The 16,378-nt window shown below is 63.4% G+C and carries 11 protein-coding genes; 8 read left to right on the top strand and 3 right to left on the bottom strand.

All coding sequences use genetic code 11. The features are described from left to right. Positions 1-45 precede the first annotated feature (45 nt). Entirely contained in the window at positions 46-816 is a 771-nt protein-coding gene (locus AC6I6H_RS01785; protein WP_497950309.1) for an SDR family NAD(P)-dependent oxidoreductase, read from the top strand. 292 nt (positions 817-1,108) lie between these two features. On the opposite strand, the gene rsgA is transcribed toward AC6I6H_RS01785, so the two are convergent. From rsgA to AC6I6H_RS01770, 3 genes are all read right to left on the bottom strand, one after another. Then, positions 1,109-2,197: a ribosome small subunit-dependent GTPase A gene (gene rsgA, locus AC6I6H_RS01780; protein WP_497950307.1), complete on the bottom strand. Its 1,089-nt coding sequence runs from the start codon at positions 2,195-2,197 to the stop codon at positions 1,109-1,111. Positions 2,198-2,960: 763 nt separating this feature from the next. After that, positions 2,961-4,397, bottom strand: coding sequence for an aspartate aminotransferase family protein (locus AC6I6H_RS01775; protein WP_497950305.1), 1,437 nt, complete (start codon positions 4,395-4,397; stop codon positions 2,961-2,963). A gap of 148 nt (positions 4,398-4,545) precedes the next feature. Continuing rightward, the gene (locus tag AC6I6H_RS01770; RefSeq protein ID WP_497950301.1) at positions 4,546-5,568 is read right to left on the bottom strand and encodes an LCP family protein; all 1,023 of its coding nucleotides are present in this window, start codon (positions 5,566-5,568) and stop codon (positions 4,546-4,548) included. A 411-nt stretch (positions 5,569-5,979) separates the two neighbouring features. Here AC6I6H_RS01770 and bcp point away from each other — a divergent pair, with 411 nt between their 5' ends. The 7 genes from bcp to guaA all read left to right on the top strand — a co-directional run bounded on the left by bcp (position 5,980) and on the right by guaA (position 15,927). Then, entirely contained in the window at positions 5,980-6,459 is a 480-nt protein-coding gene (gene bcp / locus AC6I6H_RS01765) for a thioredoxin-dependent thiol peroxidase (RefSeq protein ID WP_497950298.1), read from the top strand. 17 nt (positions 6,460-6,476) lie between these two features. Beyond that, complete coding sequence (locus AC6I6H_RS01760; protein ID WP_497950294.1) at positions 6,477-7,163, top strand: thioesterase domain-containing protein; 687 nt, start codon at positions 6,477-6,479, stop codon at positions 7,161-7,163. Positions 7,164-7,260: 97 nt separating this feature from the next. Continuing rightward, positions 7,261-8,964 carry a polysaccharide deacetylase family protein gene (locus AC6I6H_RS01755; RefSeq protein ID WP_497950291.1) on the top strand — a complete coding sequence of 568 codons (1,704 nt, stop codon included), beginning with the start codon at positions 7,261-7,263 and terminating at the stop codon, positions 8,962-8,964. Between the two features lie 54 nt (positions 8,965-9,018). Next, positions 9,019-10,020: an AAA family ATPase gene (locus AC6I6H_RS01750; RefSeq protein ID WP_497950288.1), complete on the top strand. Its 1,002-nt coding sequence runs from the start codon at positions 9,019-9,021 to the stop codon at positions 10,018-10,020. Further along, positions 10,020-11,327, top strand: a complete 1,308-nt coding sequence (locus AC6I6H_RS01745) for a DUF58 domain-containing protein (RefSeq protein ID WP_497950797.1) — start codon at positions 10,020-10,022, stop codon at positions 11,325-11,327. Before AC6I6H_RS01750 ends, AC6I6H_RS01745 begins: the two co-directional genes overlap by 1 nt. After that, entirely contained in the window at positions 11,311-14,259 is a 2,949-nt protein-coding gene (locus AC6I6H_RS01740; protein WP_497950284.1) for a transglutaminase domain-containing protein, read from the top strand. Before AC6I6H_RS01745 ends, AC6I6H_RS01740 begins: the two co-directional genes overlap by 17 nt. Before the next feature lie 129 nt (positions 14,260-14,388). Then, the gene (gene guaA / locus AC6I6H_RS01735; protein ID WP_497950282.1) at positions 14,389-15,927 is read left to right on the top strand and encodes a glutamine-hydrolyzing GMP synthase; all 1,539 of its coding nucleotides are present in this window, start codon (positions 14,389-14,391) and stop codon (positions 15,925-15,927) included. The last annotated feature ends 451 nt before the right edge of the window (positions 15,928-16,378 follow it).

Raw genomic sequence — 16,378 nt, 5'->3', positions numbered from 1 at the left:
TGCGAGAAAGCGTTTCGCAAGAGAGACGATAAAGGAGAATGTGCAATGAGGGTGCCTTCGTTTGGAGTGGAAGGAAAAACAGCGCTTGTGACCGGCGCCGGAAAAGGAATCAGCCGGGCGCTGGCGCTTGGGCTGGCGGAAGCGGGGGCGGATGTCGCGCTGGTCGCCCGCACGGAAAGCGACCTGGTGGAGGCGGCTGCGGAGATACGGGCGGCCGGGCGCAAAGCTTACGTCGCAGCAGCCGACGTTTCCAAGCGGGCGGACGTGGAAGCGGCGGTTGGACAAGTGATCCGGGAAGCCGGACGGCTGGACATCCTGGTCAACAACGCCGGGATGAACATCCGGACGCCTGCGCTGGAGGTAACGGATGAAGAGTGGGAGACCATTGTGCAGACGAACCTGAAATCCGCTTTCATGATGTCCCAATGCGCCGCGCGCCATATGAAGGAAGCGGGCGGAGGGCGGATCATCAACGTTGCGTCCGTCGCCGGTCACGTTGCGCTTCGGACCGGCGTGGCTTACGGCTCCACCAAGGCCGCACTGATCCAGATGACCAAAATCCTGGCGCTGGAATGGGCGAAGCACAACATTTTGGTTAACGCCATCGGCCCGTGGTATTTCAAAACTCCGCTGACCGAAAAGCTGCTGCAAAACGAGGCCTTCGTGCAGGAGGTGCTGGACCGCACCCCGCTGAAACGGATCGGAGACGTGCGGGAGCTGGTCGGCCCCGTCGTGTTCCTGTCGTCGGAAGCGTCGACCTATATCACCGGCCAAACCCTGTTTGTAGACGGCGGCATGACGATCTACGGCTTCTGATGCCCGGCGGGTTGGCTGCCTCGCGCAGAGCGGCGAAAAAAAACGGGTTTCCTCTCGTAAAAGAGGGGAACCCGTTTTGTATGTGCTTTATGTCCCGGAAACGCGGAAGTCGGAGCCAAAGCGGACGACCCGCTGCCTTTTCCGGCAGCTTGCCTCCGACCGCTTTTCCGGCAGCTTGCCTCCAGCCGCCTTACCGGCCGCCTTCCTACGTCTGCCTTTCCGGTTGTGTTCCTCTGCCTATCTTTTCGGCAAACTTCCTCCGCCAATCTTTCCAGCAATCTTCCTCCGGCTGTTATTCATCAGCCGAGTTCCGGTGGTTTCGCCGCGCGGGCGCCGTTTTCTTCGCGCCTTTGTCCAGCATTCGCTGCTTTTGCTCTTCCTTGCGGGCGATAAAGGCCAGCTCCGCCTCCAGCTTGCGGTAGCTTTCCAGACGGGAGGCGTCGAGCCGTCCGCCGGCGATCGCGGCTTTGACGGCGCAGCCGGGTTCTTTGCGGTGGGTACAGTTGGCAAACCGGCACTCCTCCGCCAGCGCCTCGATGTCGGAGAAGGCCTCCGACAGCCCATCGTCGGACGACCACAGCTGCAGCTCCCGCATGCCCGGCGTGTCGATGACAAGCGCGCCGCCCGGCAGCCGGAACAGCTCGCGGTGCGTCGTCGTGTGCCGGCCGCGCGAGTCGTCCTCGCGGACATCCTGCGTGACCTGCAGCTCCCGCCCGGCAAGCTTGTTGACGAGCGAGGATTTGCCTGCGCCCGAGGAGCCGAGCAGCGTCAGGGTATGGCCGGGCTTCAGGTAAACGCCAAGCTCGTCCATCCCTTCGCCGCTCAGCACGCTGACGGCATGCACCGGGACGCCGGGCGCGATCGCCTCGACCTGGGCGGCGGCTCCGATCGGGTCCGGGCTGAGGTCGGCCTTGCTCAGCACGACCACGGGAGATGCGCCGCTCTCCCAGGCGAGAATCAAATAGCGCTCCAGCCGGCGGAGGTTGAAATCGTGGTTCAGCGCCGCCACAAGAAGCACCGTGTCGACGTTGACGGCCGCGATCTGCTCATCCGTGGTTTGTCCGGCTGCTTTGCGGGAAAACTTGCTCGTCCGGGGAAGAATGGCGTGGATCGACGCACGGTCCTCGCCTTCCCACGGCTTCAGGGCCAGCCAATCTCCAACGGCGGGGTAGTCGTCCCGCTCCTGGGCGGCAAACCGGAACTTTCCGGTCACCTCGGCCAGCAGCTCCCGGTCCTCCGTCTGCACCGTATACATGCGTTTGTGCTCGGCGATGACGCGGCCGGCGAGATAGCCTTGGTTTTCATAGGGTTCAAAGGCTTTGGCCCAAGACGGGCTCCAGCCCCATTCGGTTAAGGGTTGTTTTTCGATTTCCGTATTCACGGGAATTCCTCCTCTGCAAGTCGGGCCGCGGCCTGCCGCAGAGCTTTTGACGGTCAAAAGCAACGGGCGGCGGCTCCGGTGATTATGGGTTGTTGGCGAGCGGCTAGCGTGACGTTGAAAAGCGTGGACATAGAACATCACTCCTCGTTGAATTTTCCGTACCGGCTTAGTATAGGACGTCTGCGGGCCTGCTAAAAGGGGAAGTTTGATTATAGCGAAAGATGGCGGCAGCAGCAGGAAATCGAGAAAAATGTATGCAAAATGTCATGGTCGTCTATTGTTATTTGGGAAAACATGTGGTAGAATACGTACTTGTATCAAACTCAGTCGTCCCCTTTACAAAACAAAATAGAATCTTTTCCCCGCAACACCGCAGTTTTTACCTCCACTCTATGCAAGGCAATCCAACGGTGAAGAGATTCAGATTTATTGAGAGGCGCTTAATTCACACTGGCGCGGTCATCGGAGCCGCAAGGATGAAAGAGAGGCAGGGCTTTCGTTGTTTTAAGGCAATCAATAGGCGGATGTGAGCCGCATCCGAAACGATAAAGGTGAGTTTGTGAAGCCGTCCCATGCGGGGCGGCTTTTTCCATTTCCCGAAAATCCGGTTCCGTTCCGCCGGCCGAAAGGGACACGCGGGAAGAAAAAAAGAGCAAGGCTCACGGCCAACCGGCCGAGGGCTTGCTCTTTCTGTCTGTTGGCGATCCCCTCTTTGGGACCTACCGGGTGAAGCCGCCGTGTTCACCGCGAAGCGGGTGACGCCTTATCTGGACCCCTTCCGGTCAGCAGCCATGGCCGCAAAGGAAACGTCGGCCGCTTCCAGCGTATAGGCGATGTCTTCCTCCGAGTGCGCCGTCGTCAGGAACCAGGCTTCGTATTTGGAGGGGGCCAGGCAGATGCCTTTGTCCAACATTAAGCGGAAGAAATGGGCGAAGGCTTCGCTGTCCGTATCCTGCGCCTGTTCATAGTTGGTGACGGGATGGCCGCAGAAATGGGTGGAGAACGAACCGCGGATGCGGTTGACCGTCAGGTCAACGCCGTGCCGGCGCGCCGATTCGGCGATTCCGTCGGCCAGCCGGGCGGCGAGCCGGTTCATGCGCGGATAGACCTCCTGCCCGGACAGCGCTTCGAGGCAGGCGATGCCGGAGGCGATGGAAGCGGGATTGCCGGCCATCGTGCCCGCCTGATAGGCAGGGCCGAGAGGCGCGACCTGCTCCATCACTTCTTTGCGGCCGCCGTATGCTCCGATCGGAAGGCCGCCGCCGATGATTTTGCCGAGCGCGGTAAGGTCCGGCTCGATCGACGCGAAGTACGCGTCCCGGCTCAGCTCGAGCCCCGCCTGGCCCGCCGCCGGGCAGTCGCAGGCCTCCGCCGCGCCGCCCGGTTCGGGAGCGGCCGAGCCTTCCCGCATCCAGCCGGGAAGCAGGTCCTCGAAGGTTTGCGCCGAGCCGTAGTGAAAGCGGAACGCGGTAATGACTTCGTCGTAGATGACCAGCGCGCCATGCTGGCGGGCCAGCTTGCACAGGCCTTTCAGGAAGCCGGGCTTGGGCATGACCATGCCGAAGTTGCCGACGATGGGCTCCACCATGACGGCGGCGGTTTCGGAGCCCCAGCGTTCCAGAGCAGCGGCGAGCGCGTCCAGGTCGTTGAACGGCACCGTGACGACTTCCTGGGCGATGCTGCCGGGAACGCCTGCGCTGTCCGGCGTGCCGAGCGTAGACGGGCCGGAGCCGGCGGCCACCAGCACGAGATCGGAATGGCCATGGTAACAGCCGGCGAACTTGATGATTTTGCTGCGGCCGGTGAACGCCCGGGCGACCCGGATCGTCGTCATGACCGCTTCGGTCCCGGAGTTCACAAACCGCACCTGGTGCATCGACGGAATGGCCGCCTTGAGCAGCCGAGCCAGCTTGATCTCCAGCTCGGTGGGCGTTCCGTACAGCGTTCCATTCTGCGCGGCGCGGACGATGGCTTCCGTGACATGCGGATGCGCATGGCCGAGGATGATCGGCCCGTAGGCGCACAAGTAGTCGATGTAGCGGTTGTCGTCCTCGTCCCAGAAATAGGCGCCCTGCCCGCGTTTCATGAACACGGGAGCTCCGCCGCCCACCGCCTTGAAGGAGCGGGAGGGGCTGTTGACGCCTCCGACGATATGGCGCAGGGCTTCTTTGTACAGCGTTTCGGACCGGTTTCTTTTCATGACTTGGCACACTCCTTGGAAATATGGCATTGCTGCGGGAGTAAGGCTCTCTCCAGGCGGGAAAACAAGCAAGTCTCCGGCCTCCCGCGTGCGGGAAACCGAAGACTGAGGGAACAAAGGTGTATTCGGCTGGGCGCCGCTTGGAAGCCTAAAGATCAGGCTCCGGGGAAGCGGACGAAGAAGGCGAAGGCTCCGGATTGGACAGCTGGTCGAGGAACGTCGTGATGAATTCCTGCACCGCTTCCGGGTCTCCTCCAATAACTTGCGCGCCTCCCACGTTGCGGTTATAGGCGATATCCGGCGGAGGAAGCTGCTGGCTGGCGATGCCGCCCGCCTTTACTTTGTAACCGAGGCTTGCCAGCTTGAGCATGTCGTTGACCGCCATGTTCGTGTCGATGTAGGGATCGACGGCGGAAATGATTTTCGGCAGCTTCAGCAGGTTGGTCGTGTTTTGCATTTTGGCGGCGACCGCCGTCAGGAACTTCCGCTGCCGCTCGGTGCGCGTAAAGTCGGAGGTCGCGTCATGGCGGAAACGTACGTACTGCAGCGCCTTTTCCCCGTCCAGGTGCTGGAGGCCGGCCTTCAGGTCGATGTCAAACTCGTTGTTGTCCCAGTTGTCGGTGTATTTCATGTCCTTCTCGACGTCGATTTCGATTCCGCCGATGGAATCGACAAGCGCCATGAAGCCGTAAAAGTCGGTGTACACGTAATACTGGATCTCCAGGCCGGTGAAGTCGCTGACGGTCTCCATCATGGTCTTCGGGCCGCCGTAGGCGAGTGCGGCGTTGATCCGGTCCTGGCCGTAGCCGGGGATGTCCACGTACGTATCGCGCAAAATAGAGAACAAGGCCGCTCTTTTTGAAACCGGGTCGATGGAGGCGATCATGATCGAGTCCGCGCGGGGCCGCTCGTTCTTCGACTTGCCGCGGTTATCGCCGCCCAGAAGCAAGATATTCACCCGCTCCTTGCCTTCCCAGGTCGGTTCCTTGTAGGTGCTTTCGGGATTGTCGAACCCGATGGTGTCCACATTCGAGCCGTTAAAAATGCCGCTCATCGCGCCGCCCTTGTGAAGCCCGTTAAGCGAACTATATAAGGAAAAACCGTAATAGCCGACGGAAAAAACCAGGGTGAAACTCAAGGTGAGCGCGAGCCACTTTAATGCTTTGCGCATCCAAAAACTCCTTCCGATTTTGGGTTGTTCGCCCTTCTGTTTGCTGCCATTGCAGTGCGTCCGGCCGGACCGATACGGCTCCTGAAACGAAGACGCTTTTCCTATTATAAAGCGATTCATTCCGGCGCCGCAACACGAAATCCGGGGGAGCGCTTTCTTCGGCGTCCCGGCGGGACTTCGGTCCGGCGGGCTCGGAGGGGCGAGGCGGGGCCGCCGCCATTATGGCGCCGATCCATAACCAAAAGACGAAACACGGGCGGAAAAAGTTTCATCCTGTCTGTTCTGCAGGCTCCGCGTCGGTTTCCGTCGGCTCTGCGGTTTGCCCCGAAGCGGCGATTCCGGTAACATGAAAGGATAACGGCAAACGGAATATTGATTTTTTCAAAGGCTGTATGGACGAGGAGGAGCAGCATGACCACAGAAATCGGAAAACCCGCGCCGGACTTCGAGCTTCCCGCCGTGAGCGGCGGTCGGGTCAAGCTTTCGGATTACCGGGGGCGCAACGTTATTTTGTATTTTTACCCGAAGGATATGACGCCGGGCTGCACGCAGGAGGCCTGCGATTTTCGGGACCGCCATACGGAATTCGAGGAGCTGAACACGGTGATTCTCGGGGTAAGCACGGACCCGGTCAAGAGCCACGGCAAATTCGCGGAGAAATACGGACTGCCGTTTCAGCTTCTTTCGGATGAAGAGCATCGGACGGCGGAAAGCTATGGCATTTGGCAGCTCAAGAAAAACTTCGGCAAGGAATACATGGGCATCGTGCGCTCCACCTTCCTGATCGGCCCGGACGGGACGCTTCGGAAGGAATGGCGGAAGGTCAGCGTAAACGGCCACGTAGACGAAGCGCTGCAGCTGGTTAAGGAACAGGGGGAGCAAGCTAAATAAAACGGGAGGGAGCGGCGATGAAGCAATCGGAGGGCCGGTCGGTCTATTTTTTATCGGGCATCGGAACCTGGCGGTCGGGGAATCTGTTCGGCGGAGCCATGAAGGATATCGTCGCCCGTTACCGGGCGTCCGGCGTGGAGCCGGTGCGCGTCATGGACCTGTATCCGTATGGCGAAATGGACGGCGTGGCGACCCGCGACTTCCGGCGTTTTCTTGCCTTGCAAGCCTTGAAGGTCAGCCGCGACATGTATGTCCGGTACCGCCGCAATGCCGGCGGCTACCGGGCGTTTCGGCTGATTCGCCGGGATTATGAGGAAAACGGAAGCGGCAGCATCATTCTGATCGGCCACAGCGGAGGAGGCATCGCCGCCTACAAGACGGCCAAGCTGCTGGAGGACCGTGGGTATCCGGTCGAATGCGTTGTCCTGGTCGGATCGCCGGTTCAGGGCATCGCCGCCGACTGGCAATCCCGCGTCCGCTGCCTGCGCAAGGCGGGCCGCTTCGGCGACCCCGTTACCCTTTGGGGCCGCCCGTGCATCGGGGCGCCCCGCCACTGCGAGGAAGTGGACATTGTCGGCGGGCACCCGGATTATTTCCGGCACGATGTGCGGGACCCGGAAGGCGTCTCGAACCTGAGCAAAGTGATGGACAAGATCTGGAGCTGGCTGGGCCCTGCCTCCCGGAGCCGCGTTTCCGCTCCCTGAACGGACATAATCGGGGACTTCCTTCCATATACTCTACGAGACGAAAATGTCCGGCGGAACCGGACGTTTTCCAAGCAGAGTCGCGGAGGGAAAACGAATGGGGAATGGATCGGGGGAGCAGGGGAACCGCTTGACCAAACGAATCATAACGGCCGCGCTTGCGGTCTTTTTTGCGCTGGGCGCGGCCGCTCCGGCTTCGGCATCGGCTTCCGGCGGGGGACAAGCGGGGGAGCGGGAGCTGCGGGACCTTTACGAAAGCCTGAAGGCGGGCGGAACCGGGGACAGTCCGGTCTCTGGCAAGGCACGGACGGAGGGCGGGAAGAATAAAGGCGCGCCGACGGTTTACCTGACCTTTGACGACGGGCCGAGCAAGCTTACGCCCCGGGTGCTCGATTTGCTGCGGGAAGCGGACGCGAAAGCGACCTTTTTTATGCTGGGGGAACAGGCGGAGGCCCGGCCGGAGCTGGTTCGGCAGGTGATCGCCGGCGGGCATTTCCTGGGCAATCATTCGTACAATCACGAATACCGGGAGCTGTACGGCTCCTTCGCCGGCTTCTGGAGCCAGCTTCTGCGCACCGACAAGGTGCTTCGGTCTTTTACCGGAGGGAACGCCGTCCGGCTCGTTCGCGCCCCGGGCGGTTCCTATACGAATTTTGACGCCTTCTATTTTGCCCTGCTGAAGAGGGCGGGTTACCGGGTGTATGACTGGAACGTGGACAGCGGCGACGCCTCGCGCCGGGGCGTTCCGGCCGAAGAAATCGTCGCCAACGTGACGGGCGCCAAGCTGACCGACCGGATGGTCGTCCTTTTGCACGACGGCGCGGGTCATGAGGAGACGGTAAAGGCGCTGCCCGCGATTCTCCGGCATTTTCAAAAGCACGGCTACCGCTTTGCCGCGCTCGGCGCGGACGCGCCGGCGGTTCAATTCCGGCTGGGAACGCCGAAATGGACCCGCTCCCTCGGCTTTGCGGAGTTTGCGCGGCTGGCTAAAGAGGCGGACAAACAGGCGGCAGCGATGCAAGGAGCGGACGGGCTGCGGGCCGAAGCAGTAGGCGGGAGTATGCGGCCGGACGGCGGCGGAAAGCCGGCCGTGCAGACGGACGGAACAGGGAAGCGGGTGGTACTGGCGGAAGCGGAAGAAGGACAGGCGCAACCGCTGAAAAGAGAAACGGAGAATCGCCGGCATACGGGGGAGAAGCTTCGGAAGGCTTTGTCGGGAACGCTTCGGGAAACCGCTAATAGGCCGGTGCTGGCCAACGGGAAGACCGGTTTGTCGGCGGCGGGAAGCATCCGGGCTCTTGCCGCATCGCGTTTCGCCGGCAACCGCGGCGGCGCGCCGGAGGGAAGCCTGGCGGTTTATTTGAACGGAAAACCATGGGTTTTGCCTGCGGGAGACTTTCGGCTGAGCGGGGGGCGGTTTCAGGTGCCGCTCGGGGAGCTTGCCGCCCGGCTTGGCGGACGGGTAGCCAAAGAAACCGCCGGCGGCTGCGTCATCCAGAAAGGCTTGACGCTGCTTGCTTTCGACTGGCAGCGGCAGGAGATTTCCGTTCGGAATCCCGGCCGGCCGGAACGCCTTCTTCCGCTGGCTTCCATGCGAGCCGGAGCCGGCGCGGCGTTTACCGCCGAAGCTGCCGGGAGCGAAACGGCTGCCCGCATGGCGGTTCCGCTGCGGACCGTGGCGGAAGCGCTGGGCGGACAGGTCACGGGCTTTGCGACCAAGGGCGGCGGCGGAACAGTCGCATTGGAAATGGCGGCTGTCGCGCTCCCGTTTCCCTCTACTCTTTTTCCGGGCGGGGTGTAAAACGCTAGAGGCATGGGAAAAATGGAAGCTATCAATGATAGGGAGGCTTCCGCTATGCCGAATTTATCCAACCCCTTGCTTTGGGATGAACCGGAGTCGGTCGTCGAAGCGCTGATCCGAAACGTGGAACGGGTCATCGTCGGAAAAAGGGAAACCGTCGAGCGCTGCATCCTGGCGCTGCTGGCCGGCGGCCATGTGCTGATCGAGGACGTTCCCGGCACCGGAAAAACCGCGCTGGTCAAAGCGATCGCCGGTTCCATCGACTGCCGGTTCAAACGCATTCAATTTACGCCCGATCTATTGCCGTCCGATGTGACTGGCACGGAAATCTACCAGCCGGATACGCGCATGTTCCGTTTTCGCGAGGGCCCGTTGTTTGCCAACCTGGTGCTGGCGGACGAATTGAACCGCACCCCGCCAAAAACGCAGGCCGCTCTGCTGGAAGCGATGGAGGAGGGGCGCGTGACCTCGGACGGCGGGGAGCATGCGCTGCCGGAGCCGTTCGTCCTGCTCGCGACGCAAAACGCGGCGGATTGCGCGGGCACCCATGCGCTTGCGGAAGCGCTGCTGGACCGCTTTTTGCTGCGGGTCCGGGTCGGCTATCCCGGCCTCCGGGAGGAGGCGGCCATGCTTGGCATGCAGCAGGACGGCCACCCGCTGGAGCGGCTGAGACCGGTTTTGCTGCGCGAGGAATTTCTGGAGCTGCGCCGGCTGGCGCAATCCGTTCATGTGGATGACAGCCTCAAGGATTATATTGTAAGGCTCGCGGCCGATACCCGCGAGAACCCGGAGCTTGTGCTTGGGGCAAGCCCCCGCGCCGCTCTCGCGCTGATGCGCGCGGCCCAGGCAAAAGCGTTTGCGTCGGGCCGCCGCTACTGCGTGCCGGACGACATCAAGGAGCTGGCGCCGTGTGTGTTTGCGCACCGGTTTAAAGTTGCGCCCGAAGCTGCTTTTGCGGGCCGGACGGCGGACGCCATCGCGGCGGAAACGGCCGAGCGGGTGGCGGTGCCCGCCCCGGCCGCACGCCGCGCCGCCGGCTGGAGGGGGAACCGGTGATGCGCGGGCGCGGGTTGTTTTATGCGGTGACGGCGGTTTTCGCCTTGTCGCTCGGCGCGGCTTTGGCCCGGGGCGGGTTTGTGCCCTGGTTTCTGGCCGGAAGTCTGGGTGCGCTCCTGCTGCAGGCGCTCGCCGTTCCTTTGCTGACGCTGCGGGGCGTGTGCATCGAAACCTCGGTTTCCGCTCCGCGGGTCACGCGGGGGGAGACCGTCGAGGTCGGCGTGACGTTTCGCCAGGCGGCTTTCCGCACGCCGGGCTGGCTGGCCGTCCGCGACGTGTGGACCGACAGCCTCGGGCGCGACGCGTACCGCTGCACCAAGCTAATGCCGGCCGGTGGCGGAAAAGCCGGCTACCGGTATGTCATACGCGGCATTGAGCGGGGCGTGTACGGCCACCGGGTGGAAGCGGCGGCAGGCGACCTTTTCGGGCTGCTGACGGTGACGCGCGTGCTTTGGTCGCCGGCGGCGCTGACGGCGCTTCCCCACGCGGCAGTGCCGCCCGCGTTTGCGGCGGCGGCCGCCGGGACGGGCGGCGGGGCTCCCCCGGACGAGCCCTGGAACCGGACGTTGCCGTCCGGTTCGGTGCGGCCTTATGCGGCGGGCGATCCACTCCGCCGGATTCACTGGAAAGCGTCGGCGCGGGCCGGCGGGCTGATGACGGCGGAGACGGAAGGCGAGGCGGGGCTTGCGGCGGCGGTGTTTCTCGATGCGGGGCTTGCCCGGCAGGGAAACGGCCCCGCTCTGTTTGAGGCGGCGGTGGACGCCGCCGCCGGTCTGTTGACGGCCGCCGCCTCTGCGGGCAGGCGGCTGTGGCTGGCGGCCGCGGAGCCGTCCGGCGGCGGCCGGGTCATGCAAGCGGGGGCGGCGGGGCTGCCCGCGCTATTGACGGCGCTGGCGGCGCTGACGCCGGCCGAAGCGCCGGGCGGGCTGGCCGCGCTGGTCCGCCGCGAGGCGCTGCGGCTTCCGGCGGGCGTGACGCTGCTGTGCGTCACGGCCGCGCCGGACGAAGCGCTGGCCGCCGGCTGCGGCGAGCTGGCGCGGAGCGGCCGGACGGTCGGCGTCTGCCTCGTCCGGCCGGCGGATGCGGGCGATGCGGCGAGTGCCGCAAGTGCAGGCGCGCCGTCCGGCGAAGGCCGGCTCCCGGCCGGGAATGCGCAGCTGCCCGGCGGCGGGGCGGGGCAGGCCACGGCGATTGCGGCGGAGCATTGGCACCGCCGCTTCGCCGCCGCCGGCTGCTTGGTTGCGGAGCTGCCGGTGCCGGGCGCTCCCGCCGGAGAGGGGGCGGTCCGTTATGAGACCGGCGCATAACCGTTCGGGCAGCCGGATGCAAACGGGCGGCGGCGCGGCGCGCGGCGGGCGGACCGCAACCGGACCGAAGCGCGGGTGGCTGCGCAAAGGACGCGCGAACCAGGCGGCCGCCGAAATCCGGTATCCGGGTTCGGGAGAACTGCGCCCGGCGGCCGCCTCAGGAGGCATCGGGAACGGCCGGAAAAATGCCGCGTTTGAGCATGGACCGGCCCCTTCCGGGTTTGACCCGTTCGAAGGCCTGGACGGACAGGGAGGGGCTTTGGCGAAACCGGGCTGGTTTCGTCCGGCTGCGGCACTCTGTTTATTTATCCTGCTTCGCGAATGCATGAGCGGCGTGCTGGGGCTTTCCGGGATGGACGGGACCCGGGAAGGCATGGTGTTTACGTTCGCCGTTGCGGTCTTCCTTTTGCTGGAGGCCAGCCCGTTTCCCCGTCCGATCCGGCATACGGCGCAGGCGGTCGCCGCCGTTGCGGCGATGGGCGCCGCCTATTACCCGGGACAGTTCCCGGGCGGCGGCTGGCTGAGGCTGTACGGGGCGGCCCTTGGCGATGATCTTTCGGCGCTCGGAACAGGACTGCCGGGAGGAGTCGGGCCGGAAAGCCGGGCGCTCCTCTTCCTCCTCGGCTGGGCCGCTCTCGTTTCGGTGCTGCTTTGGTTCGCGGAGCACAGCCGCCCGTTTTGGCTGCCTGCCGGCGTGCTCGTTTACCTGCTGACGGTCCACGTTGTATCCGGCATGGATACCGCCGAAGCCGTGCTCCGCGCCTCGGCCGCCGGACTGGCGCTGGCGGCAGCCGGAACGCTGCGGGCGCTTCATCCGCTGGCCGCCGGCGGCATCCGGGCCGCTGCGGCGCTTCAGCCGGCGAACGGGGCAGCGGCTGCCGCGATTTCTTCTTCGGGATCGCCGGACGGTGCGAAGGGCGGCTCGTTTCCGCCGCCCGCTTCCCCTCGCCGTCCTCTGCGGGCGCTGCCCGCCGCTGCCCTTTTCACGGCGGCGCTTTGTCTCGCCGCCGGCTGGACCGCGGCGGAAGGGCGTCCGCGCGCGGCGGAGCCGCCCGACTGGACGAACCTCGGGCGGGCGGCGTTTGCGCGGCTCGGCCTCGACTGGCCTGCCCGCTGGGAGGGCGCCGGAGGCTCGTCCGCCGCCGCCCGCACCGGCTTCGGCCAGGACGACTCGCGGCTCGGCGGGCCGGTTACGCCGGACGACGCGGTGGCGTTTACCGCGCATACCCCGCGCCTGACGTATTGGCGGGGGGAAACCAAAAGCTTTTACACCGGGAAGGGGTGGGAGGCCTACCCGGACGAGCCGGAGCGGCCCGCGGATTTTTACGGCTATGGAGCTGGGCCGGGTCGAACCGGAAGCTCCGTTCCGTCCCGGGCTTATTTTTTGCCGTCTGCACCGGAAGGAGAGAGTACGGTTTTGGCGGGCGGGCGGGTGCGTATCGCGCAGGAAATCCGCTTTGAAGGCCTGACGGCCGGCCGGATTTTTGCCGGCGGGGAGGTGGAGGCGGTCGATTCTATGACGGCGCAATCCGGCGCGGCGATTCCGGCTTCCGCCGCGCGTCTGAATCCGCTCGCTTCCGCCTTCAACGTTACCGGAGCGGGAAGCCCGCTCGTTTCCTACCGGGTGAGCGTTCTCCTCCCGGAGAATGATCCGGCGGTTCTCCGGTCTGCCGGAGGCGCTTATCCGGCCCGCGTGAAGGATGTCTATTTGCAGCTTCCGTCCAGTCTGCCGGCGCGCGTCCGCGAGCTGGCGGCCGAGGTGACGGCGGGAGCCGCAACGCCATATGACAAGGCGGCGGCACTCGCCGAATACCTTCGGACAAACTATGTCTACAGCATGGAAAAAGCGGTCCGGCCGGCGGAGGGTACCGATTTTACGGACCAGTTCCTGTTTGAGAGCCGGACGGGGTATTGCGATTACTTCTCCACGGCGCTTGCGGTGATGCTGCGGACGACCGGTGTGCCCGCCCGCTGGGTCAAGGGCTTTGCGCCGGGCAGGCCCGAAGATGCGGCCCAAGCGAAATCGGCGGGAGATACGGGAACAAGCAGCTCAGGACTGGCCGCAGCAACCCGAGCTACGACGGGAACGACCGGCAGCCCGGCTTCAGCGCTTGGCAGATTCGCCCGATTACCCGGCAGTCCGGCCGCAGCGTTTGGCAGTTCCGCCCGAGCACCCGAAACTCCTACCGGAAGCCGCCTTGCGCTTGGCGTCCTCGAAGCAGGCACCCCAAGGCGAGACTACACGGTGACGGTTCGCAACCGGGACGCCCATTCCTGGGTGGAGGTTTATTTCCCGGGCTCCGGCTGGGTTCCTTTTGAAGCCACGCCTGCCGCCGCGTTCGCTGCCGCCGGTTCCGGCGAAGCGCAGTCCGCCGCCGCAGCGCCGGATGAAGACGGGCTTGCGGACCGGATCGCCGCTGAATGGGCGGCCTTCCGCACGGCGGCCAAAGACAGACTGGACGCCGCGCTGATCGACGGCTATCTGTTCTATAACCGGCTGATGCATCACCGGCTTTCTGAGCGGGAGGCCGGGCTTGCCCTTGCCGCCGGTGTTTTCGCGGCGGCGGGTCTCACGGCATACCTTCGGCGCCGCATAAAACGGCGGGCGGCACGCTCCGCTCAAACGGCCGCGCCCGTATTCGCCGGTTCGACGCGATTGCGCCCCGGTGAAGGACGGACAAGCCGGCGCCGCCTTGAAAAGGAATGGCGCAAAGTCTACCGTCGCCACGGGTTCAAGCCGCCCGGGCAGACGGTACGCGAATACTCGGCCGCCCTGCGGGAACGCCGGCCCGGAGACTTTGACGCCTTGTCCGCTCTGGTAAAGGACACGGAAGCCGTCTGCTACGGTCCGGCGCCGGAAGCCTCCTCTGCCGATGCGCCGGCCCGCCGTGCGGAACGCGGCCGACATCCCGGCCGCCCGTTCCGTCCCTGAAAACGCCTTCCGGCGAGGGACCGCAAAAACCGGCAAATTTGCCGGTTTTCCGCGGTCCCGCGCTTTCTTGACGTTTTTGTCGGGGCTCAACTATAATGGGTGCAATGATCAGGAAAGTGGGGCAACGTCTTGAGTAAACCTAATGAAATCGTCGTCGTTCTGGACTTCGGCGGCCAGTACAACCAGTTGATCGCCCGGCGGATTCGCGACCTCGGCGTCTACAGCGAGCTTTTACCCTTCAACACCCCCCTCGACAAAATCCGCGAGCTGTCGCCAAAGGGAATCGTTTTCTCCGGCGGGCCTTCCAGCGTGTACGAGGAAAACTCGCCGAAGGTCGATCCCGGTGTGTACGAGCTGGGCGTTCCGATTCTGGGCATCTGCTACGGCATGCAGCTGATGGCGATGCAGCTGAAGGGAAGCGTCAGCCGGGCCGCGAAACGCGAATACGGCAAGGCCATGGTCGATTTCGAAGACATCTGTCTCCTTTCGAACGGACTGGAGCGCCAGCAGCAATGCTGGATGAGCCACGGGGACCTGGTGACCGGGCTGCCGGAAGGGTTTGTGGTCACCGCCCGCACGGAGCATGCTCCCATCGCCGGGATGAGCCACCCGGAAAAAAACTTCCACGCAGTGCAGTTCCACCCGGAAGTGCGCCACTCGGTTTACGGCAACGAGTTGATCCACAACTTCCTGTACAACATCTGCGGCTGCGAAGGCAATTGGGACATGGGCGCGTTTATTGAAGACACGGTGCGCGAAATCCAGGCCCAGGTCGGAGAGCGCAAGGTGCTGTGCGCGCTTAGCGGAGGCGTCGATTCCTCCGTCGTGGCCCGCCTGATTCACCGCGCCATCGGCGACCAGCTGACCTGTATGTTCATCGACCACGGCCTGCTCCGCCAGGGCGAAGCCGAGAGCGTCATGGAAACCTTTGTCGGCAAATTCGACATGCACGTCGTGAAGATCGACGCCCGCAAACGGTTCCTGGACAAGCTGGCCGGAGTGGACGATCCCGAACAGAAGCGGAAAATCATCGGCAACGAGTTTATCCGCGTGTTTGAGGAAGAATCCGTCAACCTGGGCGAGTTCGATTTTCTGGCGCAGGGCACGCTCTATACGGATATTATCGAAAGCGGAACGGCGACCGCGCAGACGATCAAGTCCCACCACAACGTCGGCGGCCTGCCGGAGGACATGCGCTTCCAGCTCGTGGAGCCGCTGAAGACGCTGTTCAAGGACGAGGTCCGCAAAGTCGGCTCCGAGCTCGGCCTGCCCGACGCCATCGTCTGGCGGCAGCCTTTCCCGGGTCCGGGTCTTGCCATCCGCGTGCTTGGCGAAGTGACCGAAGACAAGCTTGCCATCGTCCGCGAATCGGATTTCATTCTCCGCGACGAGATCGCCAAAGCCGGACTCGACCGCGAAATCTGGCAATACTTCACGGCGCTTCCGAACATGAAGAGCGTCGGCGTTATGGGCGACACCCGGACCTACTCCTACACCGTCGGCATCCGCGCCGTCACCTCGATCGACGGCATGACCGCCGACTGGGCCCGCATTCCGTGGGACGTGCTGGAGAAAATCTCCGTGCGCATCGTCAACGAAGTCGAAAACGTGAACCGCGTCGTGTACGACATCACGTCCAAACCCCCGGCTACGATTGAGTGGGAATAATTAAGCGACACTCTATACACTGAAAACCGTTGATTTTATGCCGTTTAGGTAAAACCCATATGACTTTCTGAGACCAAAATTCTTTTGAATTGTCTCCAAGATTGTCGCCAATAACTCTCACCGAATGATTGTCGGTGGGAGTTTTTATTTAGGCTTTAGCCGGTTGAGTGCGTGAAACGCGCGAAACATAAAACCACCTGCTATTGAAGTGATCCCTTAAAGATAGACATTATCTAAATATCCAAATCTAGCACTCATTGTAGTACAATAGTCGTATTATAGAGAGGTTATGTCTTAATTTATTTACTCCCAATATATTTGGTCAGAAACGAGTTTCTTAGATACGGGGGAATTGCAATATGAGATTAATAGATTTGCTTGCTGGGCCTGGTTTTCATGGACATACATACGTTTTTGCACTTTCGAAGTATTGATATCGAGCCACATGGGA

It is taken from the genome of Gorillibacterium sp. sgz306347 (genome assembly GCF_059735245.1).
Note: the sequence above shows the minus strand (reverse complement) of the source record. Positions and strands in the feature narration are given on the sequence as shown.

Bases quoted from the DNA above. Each gene is read 5' to 3' on its own strand.
- AC6I6H_RS01785 (WP_497950309.1), top strand. From the start codon at position 46: ATGAGGGTGCCTTCGTTTGGAGTGGAAGGAAAAACAGCGCTTGTGACC.
- AC6I6H_RS01745 (WP_497950797.1), top strand. From the start codon at position 10,020: ATGCGCGGGCGCGGGTTGTTTTATGCGGTGACGGCGGTTTTCGCCTTG.
- AC6I6H_RS01770 (WP_497950301.1), bottom strand. From the start codon at position 5,568: ATGCGCAAAGCATTAAAGTGGCTCGCGCTCACCTTGAGTTTCACCCTG.
- AC6I6H_RS01775 (WP_497950305.1), bottom strand. From the start codon at position 4,397: ATGAAAAGAAACCGGTCCGAAACGCTGTACAAAGAAGCCCTGCGCCAT.
- AC6I6H_RS01750 (WP_497950288.1), top strand. From the start codon at position 9,019: ATGCCGAATTTATCCAACCCCTTGCTTTGGGATGAACCGGAGTCGGTC.
- AC6I6H_RS01755 (WP_497950291.1), top strand. From the start codon at position 7,261: ATGGGGAATGGATCGGGGGAGCAGGGGAACCGCTTGACCAAACGAATC.
- bcp (WP_497950298.1), top strand. From the start codon at position 5,980: ATGACCACAGAAATCGGAAAACCCGCGCCGGACTTCGAGCTTCCCGCC.
- AC6I6H_RS01740 (WP_497950284.1), top strand. From the start codon at position 11,311: ATGAGACCGGCGCATAACCGTTCGGGCAGCCGGATGCAAACGGGCGGC.
- AC6I6H_RS01760 (WP_497950294.1), top strand. From the start codon at position 6,477: ATGAAGCAATCGGAGGGCCGGTCGGTCTATTTTTTATCGGGCATCGGA.